At 67.5% G+C, this 21,498-nt stretch carries 20 protein-coding genes; 11 read left to right on the plus strand and 9 right to left on the minus strand.

Annotation, left to right across the window (positions count from 1 at the left end):
- The first annotated feature begins 7 nt into the window (after positions 1–7).
- Positions 8–772 (plus strand): FadR/GntR family transcriptional regulator, encoded by a 765-nt coding sequence (locus ACZF5Y_RS02165; RefSeq protein ID WP_497534192.1) that lies wholly within the window; start codon positions 8–10, stop codon positions 770–772.
- 132 nt (positions 773–904) lie between these two features.
- Here the strand turns inward: ACZF5Y_RS02165 and ACZF5Y_RS02170 are convergent, their stop codons facing one another.
- The 8 genes from ACZF5Y_RS02170 to ACZF5Y_RS02205 form a co-directional block, all read right to left on the minus strand.
- On the minus strand, positions 905–1,687 hold the full coding sequence (locus ACZF5Y_RS02170; protein WP_497534193.1) for a VaFE repeat-containing surface-anchored protein: 783 nt from the start codon (positions 1,685–1,687) through the stop codon (positions 905–907).
- 32 nt (positions 1,688–1,719) lie between these two features.
- Entirely contained in the window at positions 1,720–2,694 is a 975-nt protein-coding gene (locus ACZF5Y_RS02175; protein WP_497534194.1) for a hypothetical protein, read from the minus strand.
- 505 nt (positions 2,695–3,199) lie between these two features.
- Entirely contained in the window at positions 3,200–3,988 is a 789-nt protein-coding gene (locus tag ACZF5Y_RS02180; RefSeq protein WP_497534195.1) for an HAD-IIA family hydrolase, read from the minus strand.
- 138 nt (positions 3,989–4,126) lie between these two features.
- Complete coding sequence (locus ACZF5Y_RS02185) at positions 4,127–4,936, minus strand: ABC transporter ATP-binding protein (RefSeq protein ID WP_497534196.1); 810 nt, start codon at positions 4,934–4,936, stop codon at positions 4,127–4,129.
- Positions 4,933–5,739 (minus strand): ABC transporter ATP-binding protein, encoded by an 807-nt coding sequence (locus ACZF5Y_RS02190; RefSeq protein WP_497534197.1) that lies wholly within the window; start codon positions 5,737–5,739, stop codon positions 4,933–4,935. Before ACZF5Y_RS02190 ends, ACZF5Y_RS02185 begins: the two co-directional genes overlap by 4 nt.
- The gene (locus ACZF5Y_RS02195; RefSeq protein WP_053387288.1) at positions 5,736–6,614 is read right to left on the minus strand and encodes an ABC transporter permease; all 879 of its coding nucleotides are present in this window, start codon (positions 6,612–6,614) and stop codon (positions 5,736–5,738) included. Before ACZF5Y_RS02195 ends, ACZF5Y_RS02190 begins: the two co-directional genes overlap by 4 nt.
- Positions 6,611–7,696, minus strand: coding sequence for an ABC transporter permease (locus ACZF5Y_RS02200; RefSeq protein WP_497534198.1), 1,086 nt, complete (start codon positions 7,694–7,696; stop codon positions 6,611–6,613). The genes ACZF5Y_RS02195 and ACZF5Y_RS02200 overlap by 4 nt, the downstream gene beginning before the upstream one ends.
- A gap of 17 nt (positions 7,697–7,713) precedes the next feature.
- Complete coding sequence (locus ACZF5Y_RS02205) at positions 7,714–9,315, minus strand: ABC transporter substrate-binding protein (protein ID WP_497534199.1); 1,602 nt, start codon at positions 9,313–9,315, stop codon at positions 7,714–7,716.
- A 312-nt stretch (positions 9,316–9,627) separates the two neighbouring features.
- Between ACZF5Y_RS02205 and ACZF5Y_RS02210 the strand changes: the two genes are divergently transcribed.
- From ACZF5Y_RS02210 to pheA, 7 genes are read left to right on the plus strand one after another with little or no spacing between them, the layout of a single operon-like run.
- The gene (locus ACZF5Y_RS02210; protein WP_497534200.1) at positions 9,628–10,386 is read left to right on the plus strand and encodes an IclR family transcriptional regulator; all 759 of its coding nucleotides are present in this window, start codon (positions 9,628–9,630) and stop codon (positions 10,384–10,386) included.
- 26 nt (positions 10,387–10,412) lie between these two features.
- Complete coding sequence (locus ACZF5Y_RS02215; protein WP_497534201.1) at positions 10,413–12,158, plus strand: hypothetical protein; 1,746 nt, start codon at positions 10,413–10,415, stop codon at positions 12,156–12,158.
- Positions 12,155–12,883, plus strand: a complete 729-nt coding sequence (locus ACZF5Y_RS02220; RefSeq protein ID WP_497534202.1) for a hypothetical protein — start codon at positions 12,155–12,157, stop codon at positions 12,881–12,883. The genes ACZF5Y_RS02215 and ACZF5Y_RS02220 overlap by 4 nt, the downstream gene beginning before the upstream one ends.
- Positions 12,880–13,884 (plus strand): membrane dipeptidase, encoded by a 1,005-nt coding sequence (locus ACZF5Y_RS02225; RefSeq protein WP_497534203.1) that lies wholly within the window; start codon positions 12,880–12,882, stop codon positions 13,882–13,884. Before ACZF5Y_RS02220 ends, ACZF5Y_RS02225 begins: the two co-directional genes overlap by 4 nt.
- Positions 13,881–14,264 (plus strand): RidA family protein, encoded by a 384-nt coding sequence (locus tag ACZF5Y_RS02230; protein WP_497534204.1) that lies wholly within the window; start codon positions 13,881–13,883, stop codon positions 14,262–14,264. The genes ACZF5Y_RS02225 and ACZF5Y_RS02230 overlap by 4 nt, the downstream gene beginning before the upstream one ends.
- Before the next feature lie 53 nt (positions 14,265–14,317).
- Complete coding sequence (gene pgm, locus ACZF5Y_RS02235) at positions 14,318–15,973, plus strand: phosphoglucomutase (alpha-D-glucose-1,6-bisphosphate-dependent) (RefSeq protein ID WP_497534205.1); 1,656 nt, start codon at positions 14,318–14,320, stop codon at positions 15,971–15,973.
- Between the two features lie 46 nt (positions 15,974–16,019).
- Positions 16,020–16,979 carry a prephenate dehydratase gene (gene pheA / locus ACZF5Y_RS02240; RefSeq protein WP_497534206.1) on the plus strand — a complete coding sequence of 320 codons (960 nt, stop codon included), beginning with the start codon at positions 16,020–16,022 and terminating at the stop codon, positions 16,977–16,979.
- A gap of 32 nt (positions 16,980–17,011) precedes the next feature.
- On the opposite strand, the gene ACZF5Y_RS02245 is transcribed toward pheA, so the two are convergent.
- The gene (locus ACZF5Y_RS02245; protein WP_497534207.1) at positions 17,012–18,010 is read right to left on the minus strand and encodes a diacylglycerol/lipid kinase family protein; all 999 of its coding nucleotides are present in this window, start codon (positions 18,008–18,010) and stop codon (positions 17,012–17,014) included.
- 58 nt (positions 18,011–18,068) lie between these two features.
- Here ACZF5Y_RS02245 and serS point away from each other — a divergent pair, with 58 nt between their 5' ends.
- The 3 genes from serS to ACZF5Y_RS02260 are packed head-to-tail and all read left to right on the plus strand — an operon-like array spanning position 18,069 to position 21,157.
- Entirely contained in the window at positions 18,069–19,340 is a 1,272-nt protein-coding gene (gene serS / locus ACZF5Y_RS02250) for a serine--tRNA ligase (RefSeq protein ID WP_497534208.1), read from the plus strand.
- A 4-nt stretch (positions 19,341–19,344) separates the two neighbouring features.
- Positions 19,345–20,226: an HAD family hydrolase gene (locus ACZF5Y_RS02255; protein WP_497534209.1), complete on the plus strand. Its 882-nt coding sequence runs from the start codon at positions 19,345–19,347 to the stop codon at positions 20,224–20,226.
- 46 nt (positions 20,227–20,272) lie between these two features.
- The gene (locus ACZF5Y_RS02260) at positions 20,273–21,157 is read left to right on the plus strand and encodes a LysR family transcriptional regulator (protein ID WP_497534210.1); all 885 of its coding nucleotides are present in this window, start codon (positions 20,273–20,275) and stop codon (positions 21,155–21,157) included.
- The last annotated feature ends 341 nt before the right edge of the window (positions 21,158–21,498 follow it).

Consider the following 21,498-nt stretch of genomic DNA (forward strand, 5'->3'; position numbering starts at 1 on the left):
TGAGCAGATGACCGGTGCAGCGACGCGCGTGACCGAGGAGCATCATGCTGATCCCCTCGAAGCCCCGCGCGTCGCCGCCATTTCTCGCCTGAGCGCCATCGATACGGTGCGGGCGCGCATCACCCTCGCTGCCACGCTCGGGCTGCTGGTCACCGGCGACCGACTGCCGCCCGCCGAAGAGATGGCCGAGTCATTCGGAGTGAGTGTCACCTCGGTCAATCGGGGGCTCGCCGTGCTGCAGCAGGAGGGCGTCGTGGTGCGTCGAGCCGGGCGCTACGGCGGAAGCTACGTCGGCAGTATCGAGGCAGCCGGGCAGCATCGCCTCGACGCACCGGTGCAGTCGTTTTTCGACGACGATTCGCACGTGCACACGCTGATCGACGAACGCGCGGTGCTCGAGGCCGGCTTTGCCGCGCTCGCGGCCGCCGCGCGCGACGACGACGATCTGCGCGAGCTGACCGATCTCGCCGAGCGCATGGCCGCGACCGAGAGCTGGGCCGAGTTCAGAAACCTCGACCGCGCCTTTCATCGCCGCGTCGTCGCAGCGGCACGCACGCCGCGGGCCGAAGCGCAGGTCGCCCGGGTCAACGCCGCACTCGACCCCTACTTCCTGCCCTACGGCATGGGGCTGCTGCGATCGAGCAACCAGGAGCACCACGAGATCGTCGCGGCGTTAGCCGATGGCAATGCGGGAGCTGCGGCACGGTTGACCGCGGCGCACGTGCAAGAGCTGCACCACTCGATGTACGTCGGGCTCACGAACGCCGGGTGATCCGGCCGCCGCGCTTCGCGGTCCGGCGCACCTCAACACCGCAGCGGGGTCACTTTCGGAGGGTGCGTTGGGTGCGACACCCTCCGAAAGTGACCCCGCTGCCAGTGCAGGCGGCCGAGTGAGTCTTGACCCCTACTCGGCGCGCACCCCGGCCCTCGTGCGACGACGGCGCACGGCGATCAGTGCCGCACCGAGCAGCAGCGCCGCGCCGCCGGCGAGTGCGATCGGAGCCACCGACTCACCGCCGGTGTTCGCGAGCCCGCGGCCCGTCGTGGGCTTCACGGGAGTGCTGGGCGTTGAGGTGCCCGGCTTCGTGGTCGGAGTTGTCGGAGTGGTCGGCGTCGTGGTCGTCGAGCGCTCGATCGTGACCGTTTGCGCGGCATCGTCGATGTCGTGGTGCACGGCGATCGGTGCGACCGACGTGTCGGTGCCCGTGAACAGCGACTCGAAGGCGACGAGATGCGATCCGGCATGCCCCGACGGAATCGTGAACGAGACCTCGACCGAACCGTTCGCCGTGGTCGGTGTGAAGGTCACGGAACCGGTGATGCCCGTCGCGTCGCCCGTGGCCTGATCATGCAGTTCACCGGTCAGGGTGTACTCGGTGCCCGGTGTCAGACCCTGGTAGTCGACGGTGTCGATGACCGTGCCGCCGTTCCAAGGGAGCACGTGGTCGCCGTCAGCCGAGTCGAGCAGTGTCGTGCCGATTGATGGCGTCGCGGTGACGGGCAGCTCCTCCACCGAGACGGTCTGCGCCGCATCCTCGATATCGGTGTGCTCGGCGATCGACTCCGCCTCGGTGTCGGTGCCGGTGTAGAGCCACTCGAAGGCGACCAGCTGCTCGCCGCCGTGCCCGGCGGGCACCGTAAAGGTGACGTCGACGCTGCCGCTGGATTCGGTGGGCGTGAAGCTCATCGGTCAGGCTGGTGCCGATGGTCGGGATCGCCTCATCGGCGAACACCACTTCGGCCGAGGCGATGAGCGGCTGCTGACGCTCGGTCTCGAACGTGGCGAAGATCTGGCAGGGTGAGCGTGGCAGGCAGCGTCGCGTCGGCATTCACGGTGAGCGTGGTGCCGCTCAGCGTCGCCGGGCCGTCGACGGTCGTCAGGGTGCCACCGCTGACGTCGAGCTCGAGCGGGATGCCCGCCAGCGTCGTGGTCACGGTGACCGTGCCGTCGGCACCCGGTTCGAACGATGCGGCAGGAGACCCCGCAGCGAGCTGCGCGTCGGGGGCGGCGCCGATGATCTCGAGGATGCGGGCCTGCATCGTCGGGCTCATGTTGTTCGCGCAGAAGACGAGACCCGAAGAGCGATCGGGGTTGTCGATGCGGTGCACGAGATTCTGGCGCAGCGTGCGCTGGGCAAGGCTGTCGTTGTTGGCCGCGGTATTTGCGGCGACAGTGGCGCCGGTACCGTTCGGGCCCGCGACGACCGGAAGATCGTTCTGAATGATGTATGCCTGCAGCTTCTGCTGATCGGCGGTCAAACGAGTGTCGGGGTCGACGTACGCGAAGTTTGGGCGCACCGTGCCGTTGCGCTCCAGGTAGCTGTCTTCGTAAGTCCAGGAGCAGACCGAGGCGCGGTCGTACGTGCAGTAGGTCCATGACGAGACGGGGCCGCTCGCCTCCGCCGAGTAGCGCACCGTGCAAATCGGGTTGCCGGCGTACTGGGAATTCGAGTTCGTCCAGTCGCTACGACCGTTGTTGTTGCACAGCGGAACCACGCCGCCCGCGTTGTACGACTCGAGTCGCCCGCCGAAGACGCTGAGCAGAATGGTGACCGGGCCGCCGTCGGCGTCGACCGCTGGGTTGCCAGTGGTGCTCTTGCAGAGACCTGCATCGAACGGTGCGGCGACCGGGGTCGGAGGCGCGGCGGCCTCAGCCGGAGTCGCCGCAGCGAGCGCCCCGCTGAGCAGGCTCACCCCCAGGGCGACGACGGCCAGCAGCGCGAGCCACAGCCGTTTTCTTCTCGTCGTACTCGCGAACCTGACACGTGATCCTCCTTGACATCGACCTCTGTGACCGCGCCAGTGCGTTTCGCGCGCGATGCGCGCGTGGGCGCGGTCGAGATCCCACCCGAGGAGAAATGTAACCCGAAACGTGGACCGTGTGTAGAGCCTGACCCCCATGAGGGGGACATGTTCATGCGCGCGCCGCATCGCGCGGTGCGCGGCTGCGCCGTCGCCGTGTTCGCTTCGCATTCCGTGCGAACGGCGTCGCTTTGGGAGGGTGTGGCGATCCCGCCACCCTCCCAAAGTGACCCCGTTCACGCATCATCGCGCTGTGGCGCCGTGACTCCTTGCGGATCGGGGTAACTTTGGGCCAGTGCGGCACGGTTCTGCTGCCGCAACACTGGTCCGAAGTTACCCCGATCCGCGAAGAGGAGTGCGGCGGGTCCGGTGGGGGCGGCAGGTGCGCGGCAGAGGCCTACAGCAGGTCGGCGACCGAGCCGATGACCTCGTCGGGGCGGAACGGGAAGCGCTCGATCTCGGCGCGATCCGAGATGCCCGTCATCACGAGCACGGTGTGCAGACCGGCTTCGATCCCGGCGACGACGTCGGTGTCCATGCGATCGCCGATCATGCCGGTGTTGTGCGAGTGCGCACCGATCTGATTGAGCGCCGAGCGGAACATCATCGGGTTCGGCTTGCCCACCACGTAGGGGTGCTTGCCCGTCGCCTTCGTGATGAGCGCGTTGATGGCGCCCGTCGCGGGCAGCGGTCCCTCCTGGCTCGGGCCGGTCGCATCGGGGTTCGTCGAGATGAATCGCGCGCCGCCGATGATGAGACGGATCGCCTTCGTAATTGCCTCGAACGAGTAGTTGCGGGTCTCGCCGACGACCACGAAGTCGGGGTTCGACTCGGTCATCACGTAGCCCGCGTCGTGCAGCGCCGTCAGAATGCCGGCCTCGCCGATGACGAACGCCGAGCCCCCGGGCTGCTGCTGCTTCAAGAACGCCGCGGTCGCGAGGGCGCTCGTCCAGATGCGATCTTCGGGCACCGCGATGCCCGAAGCATGCAGGCGCGCACTGAGGTCGCGCGCGGTGAAGATCGAGTTGTTCGTCAGCACGAGATACGGAATCTCGCTCTGCTGCCAGTGAGAGATCAGTTCGGCGGCACCGGGGATCGCTCGATTCTCATGGACCAGCACGCCGTCCATGTCGGTGAGCCAGCATTCGATCTCAGCGCGGCGGGGGTGCGGTTCGTTCTGGGTCATGACCTCAGCGTAGTCCGCACGTGTGAACGCGTGGTTTCAGGGGTGGCAGCGGTACGGTGCCCGAACGGTGGCGGCGGAGCGCGGACTCATCGTCAAATGGTGAGCTCGCGTTCCGCCGTCAGCAGGGGTGGGGCAGGATCACCGACCCACGAGGGCCGGCACCGCACCGAGCAGTTCGCGCGTGTAGGGGTGCTCGGGCGCCGTCCACACGCGCTCCGTCAGGCCCTGCTCCACGAACACTCCGGCGCGCATCACCGCGGTGCGGTCGGCGATCGTGGCAACGACGGCGAGGTCGTGCGAGATGATCACCATACCGATCTGCAACTCGTCGACGAGTCGCCGCAGCAGAGCGCCGACGTGCTTCTGCGAAGACGCGTCGAGCGCCGAGATCGGCTCGTCGGCGACGATCACTCGAGGCTCGGCGAGCAGTGCTTTTGCAATCGCGATTCGTTGCCGCTGCCCACCAGAGAGTGCGTGCGGGTATCGGGTGCGCAGCGCCGGATCGACACCGACGCGTTCGAGCACCTCGGTAATCGCTCCCTGGCACGCTGCAGTGGTCCGGGCGGCGCCGCGTGCCCGCGCCGCCGCATGCCACACTTCTTCGAGCTGGCGCTCGATGCGTCGGCGCGGGTTGAGTGAGGCGTACGGATCTTGGAACACCATCTGCAGGGGCACGAGATTCCCGGGCCGGCGGCGGATCGGGAGCGGCGTCACGTCGGCGCCGAGAAACCGGATCGATCCCGAACTCAACCGATTGATGCCGACGAGCGCACGTGCGAGTGAGGACTTGCCGCAGCCGCTTTCACCGACGATGCCGATGATCTCGCCGGCGCGCACCTCGAGATCGACTCCCTGCACCGCGATGAACCGACCCTTGCCCTTGATGCGATAGCTCACGACGGCGTCGCGCACCTCGACGAGGGCGGCGGAGTGCTGTGTTTCATTCACGACTGGACCTCCTGGGGGAGCGGCCACGGCACCTGCGGCACCGCATCGAGCAGCACCCGCGTGTAGGGGTGCTGCGGGGAGCGGAAGACGCGATCCGCGTCTCCGAATTCGACGATCTCGCCGGTGCGGAAGACGTTCAGCCGATCCGCGATCGTACTCAGCATCGCGAGATCGTGCGTGACAAAGATGATGCCCATGCCCGACTCCCGTCGCAGTTCGTCGAGCAGCGCGATGATGCCGGTTCGAATGTTGGCGTCGAGCGCTGTCGTCGGTTCGTCGGCGATCAGCAGCTTCGGATCGCACGCGAGAGCAATCGCGATCGAGACGCGCTGCTTCATGCCGCCGGAGAGCTGATGCGCGTACTGGCCGAGCAGACGCTTCGGCTCGCGCAGATGTACGCGCTCGAGCAACTCGATCGCGCGCGCTTCTGCGGCTGCGGAGCTGATGCCGAGGTGCTGGCGCACGTGGTCGGTGAGCTGTTCGCCCAGCTTGAGCATGGGGTGCAGACTCGACGAGGGATCCTGCAGCACCATGGCGATCTCGGCGCCTCGGGTGCGCTCCCACTCCCACGGCGACTGCGCGAGCAGTTCGCGCCCGTCAAAGCGTATGGAACCGCGCGCGACCAGACCGTCGGGCAGCAAGCCGAGCAGGCTGAGCCCGGTCAGCGTCTTTCCCGACCCGCTCTCGCCGACCACGCCGACGACCTCGCCCGCACGCACCGAGAACGAGACGCCGTCGACGAGCGGTGATCCGGCACCGCTGGCCCGGGCGATGGTGAGTTCGGTGACCTCCAACAGCGTCATGCGCCGGCTCCGTTCTCGCTGAGTCGTGGTTCAAGGTGGTCGCGAATGGCGTCGCCGATGATGTTGAAAGCGAGCACCACCGAGACGATGGCGAGACCCGGCGCAAGCGCCAGCCACCACTGATCGAAATACTGCACCGCTCCCGAGATCATCGACCCCCATTCGGGGGCCGGGGGAACGGCGCCGAGACCCAGGAATGAGAGACCCGCGAGAAACAGGATCGCCGATCCGATGTCGAGCATCGCGAGCACGAGCACCGAGCCGCTCACCGCGGGGAGCAGATCGACGACGATCGAGCGGAAGGGTCCGACCCCTGAGAGCCGGTTCGACAGCACGAACTCGGATTCGCGCAGCGCCAGCACGATTGAGCGCACGGCGCGGGCATACGCCGGCCACCAGCTGATCGCGGCTGCGATCACGGCGTTCTGCACGCTCGGGCCGAGCGCCGCGGCGATGGCCATCGCGAGGATGATTCCCGGGAAGGCGAAGACCAGGTCGGCGATGCGCATGAGGATCTCGTCGATCCAGCCCCCGAAGAAGCCGGCGACGAGCCCGATTGCGGTGCCCAGCACGGCCGCCGCAGCGACGATCATGAGGCCGTTCGGAATCGACGTACGGGCCGCGGCCAGGGTGCGACTCAGGTTGTCGCGCCCGAGGGCGTCGGTGCCGAGCAGGTGCGCGGCATCGGGCGGCGCCAGTGCTGGGCCCGAGGTCGCGAGCGGATCGTAAGGGGTCAGCGCCGGAATGAGCATCACGGCGAGCCAGATCAGTAGCACGGCGGCCGCGGCGATCATCGACGGCGTGCGCATCCAAGCGGGCACGCGCCGGCGGCGTTCGGGAGTGGCGATCATCGAGATCACGTCGGTGCGGCTCATTGGAGGCGGATCCTTGGGTCGAAGGCCGACGCGAGCAGGTCGGCGATGAAATTGACGGCGAGGAAGATCACGGCGATGACGACGGAGATACCGGTGATCGCGGTGACATCGAGGTTGGTCGCCGAGCGGTAGGCGTATTGGCCCAGCCCGCCCCACGAGAAGATCTGCTCGACGTACACCGTCGCGGCGAGCAAAAAGCCGAACGACAGCGCGGTGACCGTGATGATCGGGCTCGACGCGCTGCGCACGGCGTACCGGATCAGCACCCGTCGACCGGGCAAGCCTTTGACGCGTGCGGCTTTCACCGCATCGGTGTTCAACCCGTCGAGTACGGCGCTGCGGGTGAAGCGCAGCACCATGCCGAGGTTGGAGAGTGCGAGGATCATCGCCGGGAGGATGAGGTGGGCCACGGCCGACCCCCAGGCGCCGAGGTCGCCCGCGAGCAGGGTGTCGATGGTCATGAACCCGGTGACACGGGTCGGCGGGGCGGAGGACGCATCGAGGCGACCGCTGCCGGGCAGCCAGCCGAGCTGGCGGAAGAGGATCGACGAGCCGATCAGCGCGAGCCAGTATGTGGGCAGGCTCACGCCGATGAGCGACACGACACGGGCCACGTGGTCGGGCCAGCGATTGCGCGCATACGCGGCGATGATGCCGAGGGTGACGCCGATCAGCACTGAGAGCACGGTCGCCCAGAGCACGAGCTCGAGCGTCGCCGGAGCATACTTTGCGAGGTCTGCCGAGATCGGTTGGCCGGTCTGCTGCGAGATGCCCAGATCGCCGCGGAAGAGGCCGCCGAGATAGCGGAGATACTGCTCCCAGACCGGCAGATTGAGCCCGAACTTCTCCCGGAAGGCGGCGACCGCTTCGGGGTTCGAAAGCGCCTGTTGGCTCAGATTGGCCGTCTCGGGGCGCAGCGGCACGAGCACGCCGAGCCCGAACGAGACCAACGTGATGCCGAAGAGCGTGATGAGCGAGGTGCCGAGACGACGGAGAACGAAACGGAAGTAGCCGGTTCCGCCGCCCGGCGCCGGGGCGGGCGTCTGCACGTCCGCCCCGGTTTCGGAGAGTGTGTGAGTCACGATGGGTTCCGTTACTCCTACTTGACCTGGGAGAGGTTGATGGCGGCGAGCGGGTCGTGGCTGACGTGCTCGACGCTGGAGGAGGCCACCAGGAAGAACGACGGCTCGAGCAGGAACGCGAATGGCGCCTCCTCGTTCATCGCGGCATTCCAAGCGCTGAACGCCGCCTCGCGATCGTCACCGGTCGCGACGCGTGCCTGCTCGGCGAGCGCGGCGACCTCGGGGGCGGCATCCGCCGGCCAGTGCACGCGCTCACCGATGAGGCCACCGGGTGCGAAGACGAGCTCGTCTGAGGCGTCCGCCGTGTCCGGCGGCCACGACCAGAGCGCCATCTCGGTGTCGCCGTCGACGTAGCGCTGCAGCGAGGTCGAGGTCGGTGTGGGGTTCAGGGTGACCTTCAGCCCGATCGCCTCCAGCTGGGTCTGCAGGCCCTGGGCGAGGATGTTGTAGTCGATGCCGGCGAGACGCGTGTAGTCGTTCGCGTAGTCGAGACTGATCTCTGTGCCGCTTTTACCCGTGTCGGCGAGCAGCTGCTTCGCGGCTTCCGGGTCCGACTTCGGTGCATCCGACGCGGGAAGCGCGCCGAGCATCATCGAGGGGATGATGCCTGTGGCTTCCTTTGCTCCGGCGCCGACCAGCGTGCGCAGTGCTTCGTAGTCGATACCGGTCTTGATCGCCTCGACGATGTCGGGATCGGCCGTCGCGGACCCCGACTTCTGCGAGAGCGCCAGGTAGAGCACCTCCGGAGACGACGAGGACTGCACCTGGAGCGCCTCGGATTCCATGCCTTCGGCGATGCGGCCCGGAATATCGAGCGCGATCTGGCTCTCTCCGCCTTCGATGTTCGCCTTCTGCTGCTGCGCATTGTTGACGTTGCGGATCACGATGCGATCGTAGGCGGGGGCGTCACCCCAGTAGTTCTCGTTCTGCACCAGCACGATCTGCGAGTTCGTATCGTAGCTCTCGAGCGTGTAGGGGCCGCTGCCGACGCCGTTGTCGGGTTGGGTGAAGAGCTGGCCCGCTGTGTCGGTGTCGGCGGCGTCTTCGGCGTCGGTGCCGCCTGCGGCGCGCACGGCCTCGTCGTCGACAATGGCGAGTGGCGGCGCTGTGAGCGTGTGCTCGATGTACGGCGCCGCGTTCTCGGTGGTGAGCTGCACGGTGTGCTCGTCGATCTCGGTGACCGTCACGCCATCCATGCGATATGCCGGACTCGCCTGCAGGTGCTTCAGCCGGTTCAGTGAGAATACGACGTCGGCCGCGGTGACCGGATTGCCGTTCTCGAAGACGGCGTCAGTGCGCAACGCGATTGTGAATTCGGTCGCCGCATCGTTCGCGGTGATCGACTCGGCGAGCAGCGGCTGCGGCTCGGCGACGTTGTCGATGTAGGTGAAGAGCGTCTGGTAAAGGCCGCTCGCCGTGATCGCGTCGGTCACCTGGAAGATTGTCGCCGGATCGATCGACTGGGCTGTGAAGGCCTGATCGATGACCAGGGTTCCGGACTTCGCCGTCGAAGCCCCTCCCGCCTGCTGCGCGCCGCTTGCGCAGCCCGTGACCGTGAGTACGCCGGCGAGCAGCAGGGCCGTGGCCCCCACTGCGTGTCGCATTGGCCTCGATGCCATAACGCGATTCCTTTCGGTGTCGGGTGTCGCTGGTGCACTGTTTCGAGTGGAGGGCTTGCCAGACCTCGTCGTCCAAACTAGTGTCAACCATATCGTGACAACTGTTTCTCATTTGGGAAGCAGTGAGAGCGATATTACCGGTGCCACGCGCGCCGTCAAGTGTGATTTGCGCATCGTTACCGATGCTTCACGCTGACGGCGTGGCGATGGTGCGCAGAAGATCGAGTTGACGGATTGCGCAGAGATGGCTAACTTCATGTCATTCAATGCGCAATATCGTCACTGAATAAGTGACAAATGACTGGAGAAATCATGACTGAGAGTGTTTCAGCAGGCAGTGGCACGGCGCCGCTGACCTCGAACCTCAAGATGTTGCGCCTGCTCGAAGAGATCGCGAAGACCAGCGCTCCCTTCGGTGTTTCCGAACTTGCGCGACGGGTCGGCGGCTCCCGATCGATGGTGCACCGCCAACTGGTGACGCTGGTCGCTGCAGGGTGGCTGCGCGCCGACTCGCAGGGCGCCTACACGCTGACGTTCGCCCCTGTGCGCGTCGCACAGGCCGCACTGCGCCACGCCAGCGTCGATCAGCGCATCGCCGAGGAACTCACACGGCTCGCCGAGGAACTGGGGGAGGGCACCTCGCTCGGCACACTCGACGGCGACTCCGTCACCATCGTGGGTCGCGGCCTGCCGCCCCGCAACGTGCACGTGTCGCTCGAGCACGGCCAGCGGTTCGGGATCGCCGGGAGCGCGCTCGGCTCGGTACTCGCGAGCTACCTCGGCGACGACGATCTCGCCCGACTGCAGCGAGCCGGCGTGGAGCTTCCTTCGGCGGCCCACCGCACGGAGGTGCGCAGCACGGGCTACGCGATGCTCGTCGATGACGAGTTCGACCCCATCGAAATCGTCGCGGTTCCCGTCGGTCGCACGCCCGGTCGGGTGCGGTTCGCCCTGTCGGCCCACTGGCCGCACGGCCGCACGAAGCCGGATCACGTGCTCTCCACCCTCGAGGCCGGCGCCCGCGCGATCGAAGATCTGACACAGCAGAGCGCGGGAATCCTTCTCGCGTAATACCCCCTCACCACAAAGGAGTGCCGATGTTCCCCACGCCCCCGATCGTTCCGGTGCCGCGCCGGATTCTCGATCCCGACCTGCTGCTGCAGCCGAGCCGGTTGCAGTCGCTGCCCGCAAGCCGCATCTCCGCAGGGCGCAGTCTGCTCGAGAAGATGCAGCGGGAGGCGTGGACGTTCGAGATCGTGAACTTCGACATCGACGATCGCGCGGAGGGTGAAGCGCTCTACCGAGTGACGACGGGCACCGGCCAGGTCTTCGACTTCGTCGTGTTCAGCTTCGAACCGACACTCGACGGCCGCACCGGGCGCATCACCGGTCAGAACTGGGACATGATGGGAGCGCTGATCGAGGGGCCCACGGCCGCTGAGGATCGCGCGCAGACGCGGACCGAGCTGCCCAAGCTCTACGCGGGTCGCGCGGTGCCCGGCACCCTGACCTGGGCCCGCTCAAATCGCAGCTTCCGTGCCTTCGACCACACGGTCGAGGCGCTCGCCGCGGGGAACCAGCCCGACCTGCGCGCGCTGTGGGAGGTCGGGTACCTCATGCGCAACACGGGTCTCGACGGCAACGGCACGTTCTTGACGCGCTCGTTCTTGACCCTCGAATCCGACCACGCACTGCGGCTGCCGCTGCACGCGCAATTGCTCTCCGCCTACATCATGCGCGAATTCGCGGCCGACCTCGTCGAGCAGATGGCGCGTCACCGCGACCCCGATGCGGCAGTGCTCGACCGCGAAGTGCGCCGCATGATCGGCATCGGCAACGGCTCCGCGCTCGGCCTGCTGTTCTTCGTGAACACCCACCCCATGCTCATCAGCACCTGGCTCGAGCAGCGCCAGACGCTGCTCGCCGAGGCGGCGCAGATACCGCTCGCACTCGATGCCGCGCGAGGCGACGGCCCGGCCGGCGAGTTCGGCGCTGCGGAGCAGTATCGCGATCTGCTGCACCGCGCAGCCGACTTTGCCCGTGTCGACCCATATCACTACAGCCGCTTCGACGACCCGCATCAGGTCGCGGTGCAGCTCAATACGGCCATCGCCGAACTCGATGACCTACTCGCCGCGGGGTCGACCACTGGCGCAGAGATGCTCGACCGACTCGAGGGGCGCATTGGAGACGAAGCCTGGGAGCTCGTCGCGGCCAATCTGCTCGAGCTGCTGCCTTACGAACGCATCGAGCAGGCGCTCGAGGGCGGCATTCGCTCCGAGCAGTTCGTCGCCGATGCCGTCATGCCGACGAGCGAGCTCGCCGAGATCATCGAGCGCGACTACCGTTGGGCGCTCGACATCGACATGAGCGGGGCGGGAGCCCGGCACTTCGTCTGGTACAAGTCGGCAGATGCCGAGGAGCCGCGTCGCGGTGCGGCGACCGAAGTCGAGGGCGGCCACAACTGGGCGCTCGACCTGCCGACGTCCGTGCAAGCCCTGCACGCGGCACTCTCGACCAGCCCCGCGACGAACGTGGGGGAGCTGCTGCGCGAACGCCCCGACCTGCGCGCCGCGATCGAGCGCATGCAATCCCTGCGCGAATTTCGCTTCCACTCACCCCACATGAACATGCTCGACGAGAGCTTCGTGCCCGTCTCCATCGTGCGTTTCATGAACTCGGCCGTGCACGGACTGCTGCGCACCGTCGACGAAGGAGACGATCGCAACGTGCTCGGCCTCATCTACCTCGGCGCCCCCACGGCCGCCGACTTGAACGAGGGCCTCGAACTCGAGACCCGCTACCCCCAGATGCCCACTGCGACGATCGGAGCCGCACGATGACCACCCGAATGCGAGCATCGGCCCGCGAAATGCGGCACATGGTGGGCCGTTACCTGCACGCGCAGTCGCTGCCCGGCTTCGCCGTGAACGCCGTCAGAGACGCGATCATGGCAGCCGAAGCCGAGGGCTTCGATGCGGTTACCGAGATGGAACGGCTCAGCGGTGCGTACGCCGACGCCCGCACGAGCTTCGCGGTCGCGCACACCGAAGCCGGGGTCGTGCTCGACGGACATTCCACCGCAGCGCTCGTGCTGCTCCCGGCGCTCGTCGACGAGCTCGCGCTCGCCGCAGCACGCGGTGAGACGCGGGTCGAGGTCATCGCGACACCGGGTATCCGGATCGCCGCCGCCCTCGGCGACTATGCCGCCGTGCGCGGCGTCGCGTTCGAGGTTGAACTGCCCCAGGGAGCTGAATCGGATTCCGGGGATCGGGCGATCCTCACCCCGCGTGCGGTGCCATCGTTGCCGGTGCACCCGGCGGAGGGGGCCGCGGGCGAACGCATGCGGCGCATTCTGCTCGACGGGTATGAGCTCGACGCCGAGCAGTTCTGGCGGCTGTTCCACGAGTCGAATGCCGCGCTCACCCCCGACTCGGAATTGTCGCGCCGGCACGCCGGATCGCAGTTGTACGACGATGAAGGAAACCTGCTCGGCGAAGTGAGCGAAGAGACCTATCTGCACTTGCGACGCGAAGCGCAGGGCACGGAGCGGGCGGTACTGGCATGACCAGCGCGTATCGATCGACCGTGATCGACGGACTGCAATGCGGGCGGTACGACCGGCAAACACTGCAGCAGCTGCGCGACGGCGGCGTGCGAGCCGTCACCGTCACTGCATCGTTCTGGGAGGATGCGCTCGAGACCATGGACGTACTGACCGGGTGGAACGATCTCGTGCGAGAGCACGGCGACGTCGCACTCATCGCGCGCTCGGGAGCCGACATCAATGCGGCGATCGCCACCGATCGCGTTGCGATCGTGCTCGGCACCCAGAACTCGTCGCTGTTCAACGACCGCATCGGGTTCATCGAGCACTTCTGGCACCTGGGAGTGCGCATCGTGCAGCTGACGTACAACATTCAAAACGCGATCGGCTCGTCGTGCTACGAACCGGTCGACTCCGGGCTGTCGCGGTTCGGGCACGAGGTCGTCGCCGAGATGAATCGCGTCGGCATGATCGTCGACCTCTCGCACGTCGGTGAGCGCACCTCGCTCGAGGCGATCGAGGCATCGCACCGCCCCGTGGCGATCAACCACGCGAACGCCCGATCGATCTACGACCACGCCCGCAACAAGGGGGACGATGTGCTCCGCGCGCTGGTGGCGAACGGCGGCGTGCTGGGGGTGTGCACGTACAACAACATCGCCGGCGCCTACGCGGCCTCGCTCGATGGATCGGCCGAGCTCATCGCGCGTCACGTCGAACTGCTCGGCGTCGACCACGTCGCCTACGGATCCGATCTCGACCCGAACGCCCCCGCAGGCAACCTCACCTGGATGCGAAACGGGCGCTGGAGCCGCAAGCCCCAGCAAGGTGCGTCTCGTGCCGACATCGCACCGCCGCCTGAAGCCTGGATCGACAACTTCGACTTTTATAAATTCGGAGAGGTGCGCGATCGACTCGTCGAGCGCGGCCTCTTGACCGCGGAGGAGGCGCAGCAGGTGTTCGTCGGAAACTGGAAGCGCATGTACGACGCGGGGTTCGAGCCCGAAGATGGCCAAGTATGAGCGCGCAGGTGCGACGCATACCACCCGAGTCGGGAGGCGCGTTGTCGTCGAGCATCACCGTAATCGGCAACACCGCATACACGACCGTGATCCCGCTGAACGCTGCGGGTGAGCTCGTTGACGGCATTGTCGCGCAGTCTGAAGCGGTCATCAATGCGCTCGCAGCCGATCTCGCGGAGGTGGGGGCCACCCTCGACGACGTCGCCCACCTTACGATCTACCTGCGCGGGCTTTCCGAGCATCGCGCGGCGTTCAACGAGGTGTACGCGCGGCGATTCGGCGATACGGTGCCGGTGCGCTGTGCTGTGGGTGTGGCGGAACTCGCACGGCCGACCATGCTCGTTGAGCTGACGGCGATAGCCGCCGTGCCGCAAGGCTAACTCGACCGGGCGCCCTCGGCCTCAATGTCGGGGGCGCCTGGCACACTGGACCCATGCACGAACGAGCCGGATCCCCAGCGCGCACCGAAGACCTCATCGACGTCGACGAACTGCTCACCGCGTACAGTGCGGTGACGCCCGATCCGTCGATCACGTGGCAGCGCGTGGCATTCGGCACGTCGGGGCACCGCGGTTCGTCGCTCACGGGCTCCTTCAACGAAGCGCACATCGCGGCAATCAGTGCCGCGATCGCCGAGTACCGCGCAGCGCAGGGCATCGCCGGGCCGCTGTTCATCGGTGCCGACACCCACGCGCTGTCGGCACCGGCAGAGCGCACCGCGATCGAGGTGCTGCTCGCCGCAGGAGTGCGCGTGCTCGCAGCGGCCGGTGAAACCGGTGTGGGCGATGGCGAAGCCGCGTTCGTGCCGACGCCGGCACTGAGCCACGCGATTCTGCGGCACAATCGCGGGCTCGCGGCCGACGACCCCGGCCGCGCCGACGGCATCGTGGTGACCCCGAGCCACAACCCGCCCCGCGACGGCGGCTTCAAATACAACCCTCCGCACGGGGGGCCTGCCGACACCGATGCGACGGGGTGGATCGCCGCGCGTGCGAACGAGTTGCTCGAAGCGGGCACGACGATCGCCCGCGCGACCGATGCTGAGGTCGAGGCGGTCGAGCGGTATGACTACCTCGCGGCGTACGTCGATACGCTCGGCGAAGCTATCGATCTCGATGCGATTCGAGCAACCGGGGTGCCGCTCGCGGTGCACCCGCTCGGAGGCGCGAGCGTCGCCTACTGGGAGGCGATCCGCGATCGTGTCGACATCGACCTCACGGTGCTCGGCCCCGGCGTCGACCCGCAGTGGGAATTCATGCACCTCGATTGGGACGGCAAGATTCGCATGGACCCGTCGTCGACCCACGTGATGTCGACGGTCGACGCGTACCGCGGCCCGTACGCGATCATCACGGGCAACGACGCCGACGCCGACCGCCACGGCATCGTCACCGCAGACGGGCTCATGAACCCGAACCACTACCTCGCGGTCGCCATCGACTACCTGCTCGCGCACCGCCCCGACTGGTCGCCGACGGCTGGCATCGGCAAGACGCTCGTGTCATCGGGCATCATCGACCGCGTGGTCGCCGCGCACGGGCGCACGCTCACCGAGGTGCCGGTCGGCTTCAAATGGTTCGTGCCCGGCCTCTCAGACGGCTCAGTGGTGTTCGGCGGCGAAGAGAGCGCCGGTGCATCGTTCCTCTGCTTCGACGGCAGTGCCTGGAGCACCGACAAAGACGGCATTCTGCTCGCCCTGCTCGCGGCCGAGATTCAGGCCGTGACCGGTCAGTCGCCGTCGGAGCGCTACCGCGAACTGACCGAACGCTTCGGCGACCCAGCATATGCGCGAGTCGACGCCGCTGCGACGCCCGATCAAAAGGCGCGCCTCGGGGCGCTTTCACCCGACGACGTCACCGACACCGAGCTCGCGGGTGATCCGATCACCGCGATTCGCACCACCGCGCCCGGCAACGACGCACCGATCGGCGGGCTCAAGGTGCAGACCGAGCACGCTTGGTTCGCGGCGCGGCCGTCGGGCACCGAAGACGTGATGAAGATCTATGCCGAGTCATTCCGCGGGCCCGAACACCTCGCAGAGGTGCAGGCGGCTGCGCAGGCGCTCGTGGCCCGGGTGCTCGGTTCGTAACGCCGTAGGCGATCCGGGGGAGCACTCCTCCGGTACGCTCAGGGGCATGTCGCACGAATCCTCCGCTTCCCGCCGATACTCCTACCTGGGGCCGGCGGGAACCTTTACGGAGGCGGCGCTGAAGCAGGTGCCCGAAGCCGTCGGCCAGCACTGGCATCCCGTCGACAATCTCGGTGAGGCGCTCAACGACGTCGTCACCGGTGCCAGCGACGCGGCGATGATCGCGATCGAGAACTCGATCGACGGCGGAGTGACCGTGGCGCAAGACGCCCTGGCCACGATTCCTGGTCTGCGCATCGTCGGCGAGTATCTGGTGCCCGTGCGCTTCGTGCTCGTCGCGCGTCGTGGCACGTCGCTCGCCGACATCAACGTCGTGTCTGGTCACCCGGTCGCCTACGCGCAGTGCCGTGCCTGGCTCGACGACGCGCGACCGACCCATCGGCACCTCATCGCCACGTCGAACGTGCAAGCGGCAGCAGACCTCTTCGCCCCCGAAAAAGGCATCGACGCGGCGATCGCGCCCCCGGGCATCGAAGACCACTACGACGTCGACGTGCTCGCCGAAGGCATTGCCGAGAACCCCGACGCGATGACGCGCTTCGTGCTCGTGAGTCGCAGCGTGCCCGTGGCAGAACCGACCGGCGCCGATAAGACCTCACTCATCGTCGAGCTCCCGGAAGACCGCCCCGGTGCGCTGCTCGACCTGCTTGAGCAGTTCGCAGCGCGTGGTGTGAACCTCACGCTGCTTGCCTCGCGCCCGATCGGCGACCGCATGGGGCGGTACCGCTTCGTCATCGACGCCGAGGGGCACGTCAAAGACGAGCGCGTCGCCGACGCACTGCTCGGCGTGAAGCGCTTCAGCCCCAAGATGACCTTCCTCGGGTCATACCCCCGCGCCGACCGCGTCACTGCGACGGTGCGCGACCTGCACGACAATGATCGGTTCCGCGACGCCCGCGATTGGTTGCGCGGCGTGATCGAAGGCACCCCCGACGGCGAAGCGTAGCTCGGCCGGGTGATCCGGCACCTACTCAGGCCCTAGGCGTTCACGTGCCACTCGGGGAGTACGCGCACCACAAGCGCGCCCGGATCGACCTCGCCGGTCACCGTCAGAGCGAGCCCGAAATCGTCGCCGTCGAGCTGAATCGGCTCGGGTTTCGGCACCGCGAGCGCGTACCGTTCGGCGCGCAGGTACGACACGCTGCGGGTGTCGTTGACGAGGTCGATGATCTTGCGGCCGGCGCGGGATCGTCGAAGCACGCCGTTCTCCCACCCGATCTTGTTCCAGATGCGCAGCCATGAGAACGGGCCGAGTGGCCGCAACGCGACGACGTCGAGCTTGCCGTCGTCGAGTTCGGCGTCGGGAATGAGCAGCACACCGCCGGGCATCAGCCCGCAGTTGCCGATCATCACGGTGTAGACGGAAAGCGGCTTCACCGCCGATCGATCGACGGAGTAGTGAATCTGCAGCGGTCGATCGGTGAACATCGTGCGCACCCCGGCATCGACATACGCCAACCAGCCGACCCGCTTCTTGAGCGTCGACTTCGTCGCCGAAATCGCGCGCGCATCGAGGCCCATGCCGGCGAGCACGAGAAAGACGTGTTCGCTTTCAGACTCGTCGGCGCGCACGATGCGCGCGATACCGAGGTCGATCGGGCGATTGCGACCAGTGAACGCGGCGCGCACGACATCGTCGATGCGGTTCAGTGGCGCACCGAGATTGCGGGCGAGTAGATTGCCAGTGCCCTGGGGCACGATGGCGAGCGGGATCCCCGTGCCTCTGAGCGCCTCGGCCACCGCCCGCACGGTGCCGTCGCCACCGCTGCCGAGCACCACGTTCGCCCCATCGGCGACGGCCTGCCGGGTCGCGCGCACTCCCGCATCGTCGGCATCGGTCTCGTACCAGCGCGTTGCTCCCCAGCCGGCCGACTGCTCGTACTGGCCGACCGCAGCGCGCAGAGCGGCGAGATCGGTTTTGAATGGCTGGTACACGACAGCGGCACTGGGCAGATAGTGCGCGGGAGTGTCGGGCATGGCTCCAGCGTAGCGCCGGCCGGCTGTTCCGATGCTGCGCCCCGGTAAGCTGGAGCGCGTGATCGATCCAGTACTGCTCCGCAACGATCCCGAAGCCGTCAAGCGCTCGCAGCGCGCTCGTGGAAACGACGAGGCGGTGGTAGATCAGGCGCTCGCCGCCGATGCGAGTCGTCGTGCTGCGCTCGGCGAGTTCGAGTCGCTGCGTGCCGAGCAGAACGAGTTCGGCAAGCAGGTGAAAGCCGCCTCGAAAGAGGAGAAGCCCGCACTCATTGCGCAGGCGCAGCAGCTCGCTGCCGCGGTGAAGGCCGCTGACGCGCGCGCGAAGGCCGCTGAGGCCGAGTTCGAGACGCTCGCGCTGAGCATTCAGAACCTCATCATCGACGGCGTGCCCGCGGGCGGCGAAGAGAACTTCGTGACGCTGCGCACCGTGGGTGAGCAGCCCACGTTCGACTTTGAGCCCCGCGATCACCTGGAGCTCGGCGAATTGCTCGGCGCCATCGACATGGAGCGCGGCGCGAAGGTGTCGGGCGCTCGCTTCTACTTCTTGCGCGGCGTCGGCGCCCGCCTCGAGCTGGCCCTCATGAACCACGCGCTCAACCGTGCACTCGATCACGGCTTCACGCCGCTGATCACGCCGACGCTCGTGAAGCCCGAGATCATGCAGGGCACCGGCTTCCTCGGCGAGCACGCCGACGAGGTCTACCACCTGCCGGCGCAAGACCTCTTTCTCACCGGTACGAGCGAGGTCGCACTCGCCGGCTACCACTCCGACGAGATCATCGATCTGAACGACGGCCCGCTGCGCTACGCCGGCTGGTCTACCTGCTACCGCAGCGAGGCCGGCTCGCACGGCAAAGACACCCGCGGCATTCTGCGCGTGCACCAGTTCAACAAGCTCGAGATGTTCGTCTACACCGACCCGGCCGACGCCGAGGCCGAGCACGATCGCCTCGTCGCGTGGCAGGAAGACATGCTGCAGTCGCTCGGGCTGCACTACCGCGTCATCGACGTCGCGGCCGGCGACCTCGGTTCCAGCGCCGCGCGCAAATTCGACATCGAGGCGTGGGTGCCGACGCAGGATGCGTACCGCGAGCTCACCTCGACGAGCAACTGCACGACGTATCAGGCGCGACGCCTGTCGACGCGGTATCGCACGGAGAGCGGCAAGACCGCGGCGGTGGCGACGTTGAACGGCACGCTTGCGACTACTCGGTGGATCGTGGCGATCCTCGAGACGCACCAGCAGGCCGACGGCAGTGTGCGCGTTCCCGAGGTGCTGCGCCCCTACCTCGGCGGCCTCGAAGTTTTGACACCGATCGCAGGAGCCTAACCGTATGAGCCTCGCCCCTCGCATTCCCGCCGCAGAACGCCACCTCATCGCGCTCGACCTCGACGGGACCGTGCTCAACCACGGGTTCGGTGCGGGGGCGGGCGACGATCCGGCCGGCGGTCACATCGATCAGAATCTGGCCGCAGCGATCCGCTCCCTGCACGAACAGGGGCACGAGGTCGTCATCGCGACCGGGCGCTCCGTCGACGCGACGCTGCCGATCGTCGAGCGCCTGCAGATTCGCCCCGAGTGGGTCATCGCTGCCAACGGTGCCGTCACCCTGCGCCGCGACGCGCTCGCACCGCGCGCCTATCGCCGCGAGTTCGTGGAAGCGTTTGACCCGAGTGATGCGCTGCGCAAGATTCGTACGCAGCTGGTGACCGCCCGATTCGCGGTCGAGCTCGCCGACGGCGGGTTCCTCTACACCGAAGAGATTCCGACTGGCACGCTGCCGTCGGCGCAGCGCCGGGTGCCGTTCGAAGAACTGCTCGGTGTGCAGGCGTCGCGTGTGGTCGTGGTGTCGCCCGATCACCGCCTCGAGGAATTCCTTGATGTCGTGAGCACGATGGGGCTCACCCATGTCTCGTACGCCGTTGGCAGCACGTCGTGGCTTGATATCGCGCCCGACGGGGTCACGAAGGCGAGCGCACTCGAGGTTGTCGCCTCGCACCTCGGCATCGACGCTTCGCGCGTCTTCGCCGCGGGCGATGGTCGCAACGACATCGAGATGCTGCAGTGGGCCGCGAAGCGCGGAGACTCGGTTGCGATGGGCCAGGCGGTGCCCGAGGTGCAGGCGGTCGCCGGTCGTGTGACCGGCACGATCGACGAGGTCGGCCTGCTGACCGCACTGCGCGAGCGCTTTCCCGCACTGCGTGTGACGAAGTAAGTCGGTTCGCTCCCGACGTTCCGATTGCTCGGCATAAGCTTGGCTTATGTCATCTATTCTTGAGATCTCGCACTTACGGACATTCCGCGCGATCTCGGAATACGGGGGATTCGGCCGCGCCGCGACGGTGCTGCACCTCAGCCAGCCGGCCGTGAGCCAGCACGTTCGGCTGCTTGAGCAGCGCATCGGCCAGACACTCATCGAACGCGACGGCCGCAAGATTCGCTTCACCACCGCGGGCGAGGCATTGCTCGCCGAAGCCCGGCGCATTCTCGCCGCTCACGACGAGGCCCTCATCCGGCTCGAGACCGGGCATCGCCAACAAGTGACGATCGGTTCGACCGAGACGGCAGCTGAGCAGATTCTCCCCGAGCTGTTGCGCACCATCAGTGCGGTGTACCCCGACAAGCAGGTGCAGTTCACGATCGATCGATCGACGCAGATCAGCGAAGCGGTGAGTCGAGGCGAGGTCGACCTCGCGGTGATTCTCGGGTTCGGCGCCGAGACAGTGGGTGTGGAGATCGGATCGCTGCAACTGCAGTGGTACGCCGCCCCCGGCTGGGAGCCGCCGACCGCAGACGGACCTCTGCCGCTCGTCGCCTACGTGGAGCCGTGCGGCATGCGCCAGCGCGCCCTGCACGAACTGAACCAGGCGGGCTACCAGGTGCAGATCGCCGTCGAGTCGGTCAGCCTCGAAGGCGTGATTGCCGCGGCTCGCGCCGGACTCGGAGTTGCCGTGCTGCCCGCGGCGGGCGATACCGCTCCCGCCGGTCTCGAAGTGCGCCCGTCGCTGCCCGAGCTCGGTGAGATCGGCGTCAATCTGGCCTCGCGCCGCGGCGTCGATGCCGCGCTCGAAGAGACCGCGCGCACTGCCCTCACCGAGTTCTTCGCGGCGCACCGCTACCGGCGCTTGCGCGCCCTCTCGGCGTAGGCGCGGTGGGGCTGCGTCTGCGGCGACCCGGCTGCTGCTGCGCGATGGGCCTGTCGAGACCTCACCCTCAGCGTCGAGTCACCGCGCCCGAGGCGGAGATTCGGTGACGGGGAGGGTGTCTCGGCGGTTTGGGGCGGTGAGCTGGGCTGAGCGACGGGCCTGGCTGCGCGGCGCGGCGCGCCCGCCCGCCCGACGCGAGAAGTTGCGCGATGTGACGCGCACCGCGCGACACATCGCGTAAGAGTCGGCACCCGCGCGTCACACTCCGCAGACGCTGCGCCCGCTCGAATGCGTGGAGATCCGCGAGATGACGCGGATCCCGCGCCCGTCGCGCCCAACCA

This window comes from Leucobacter sp. WKLB1, from assembly GCF_059696215.1.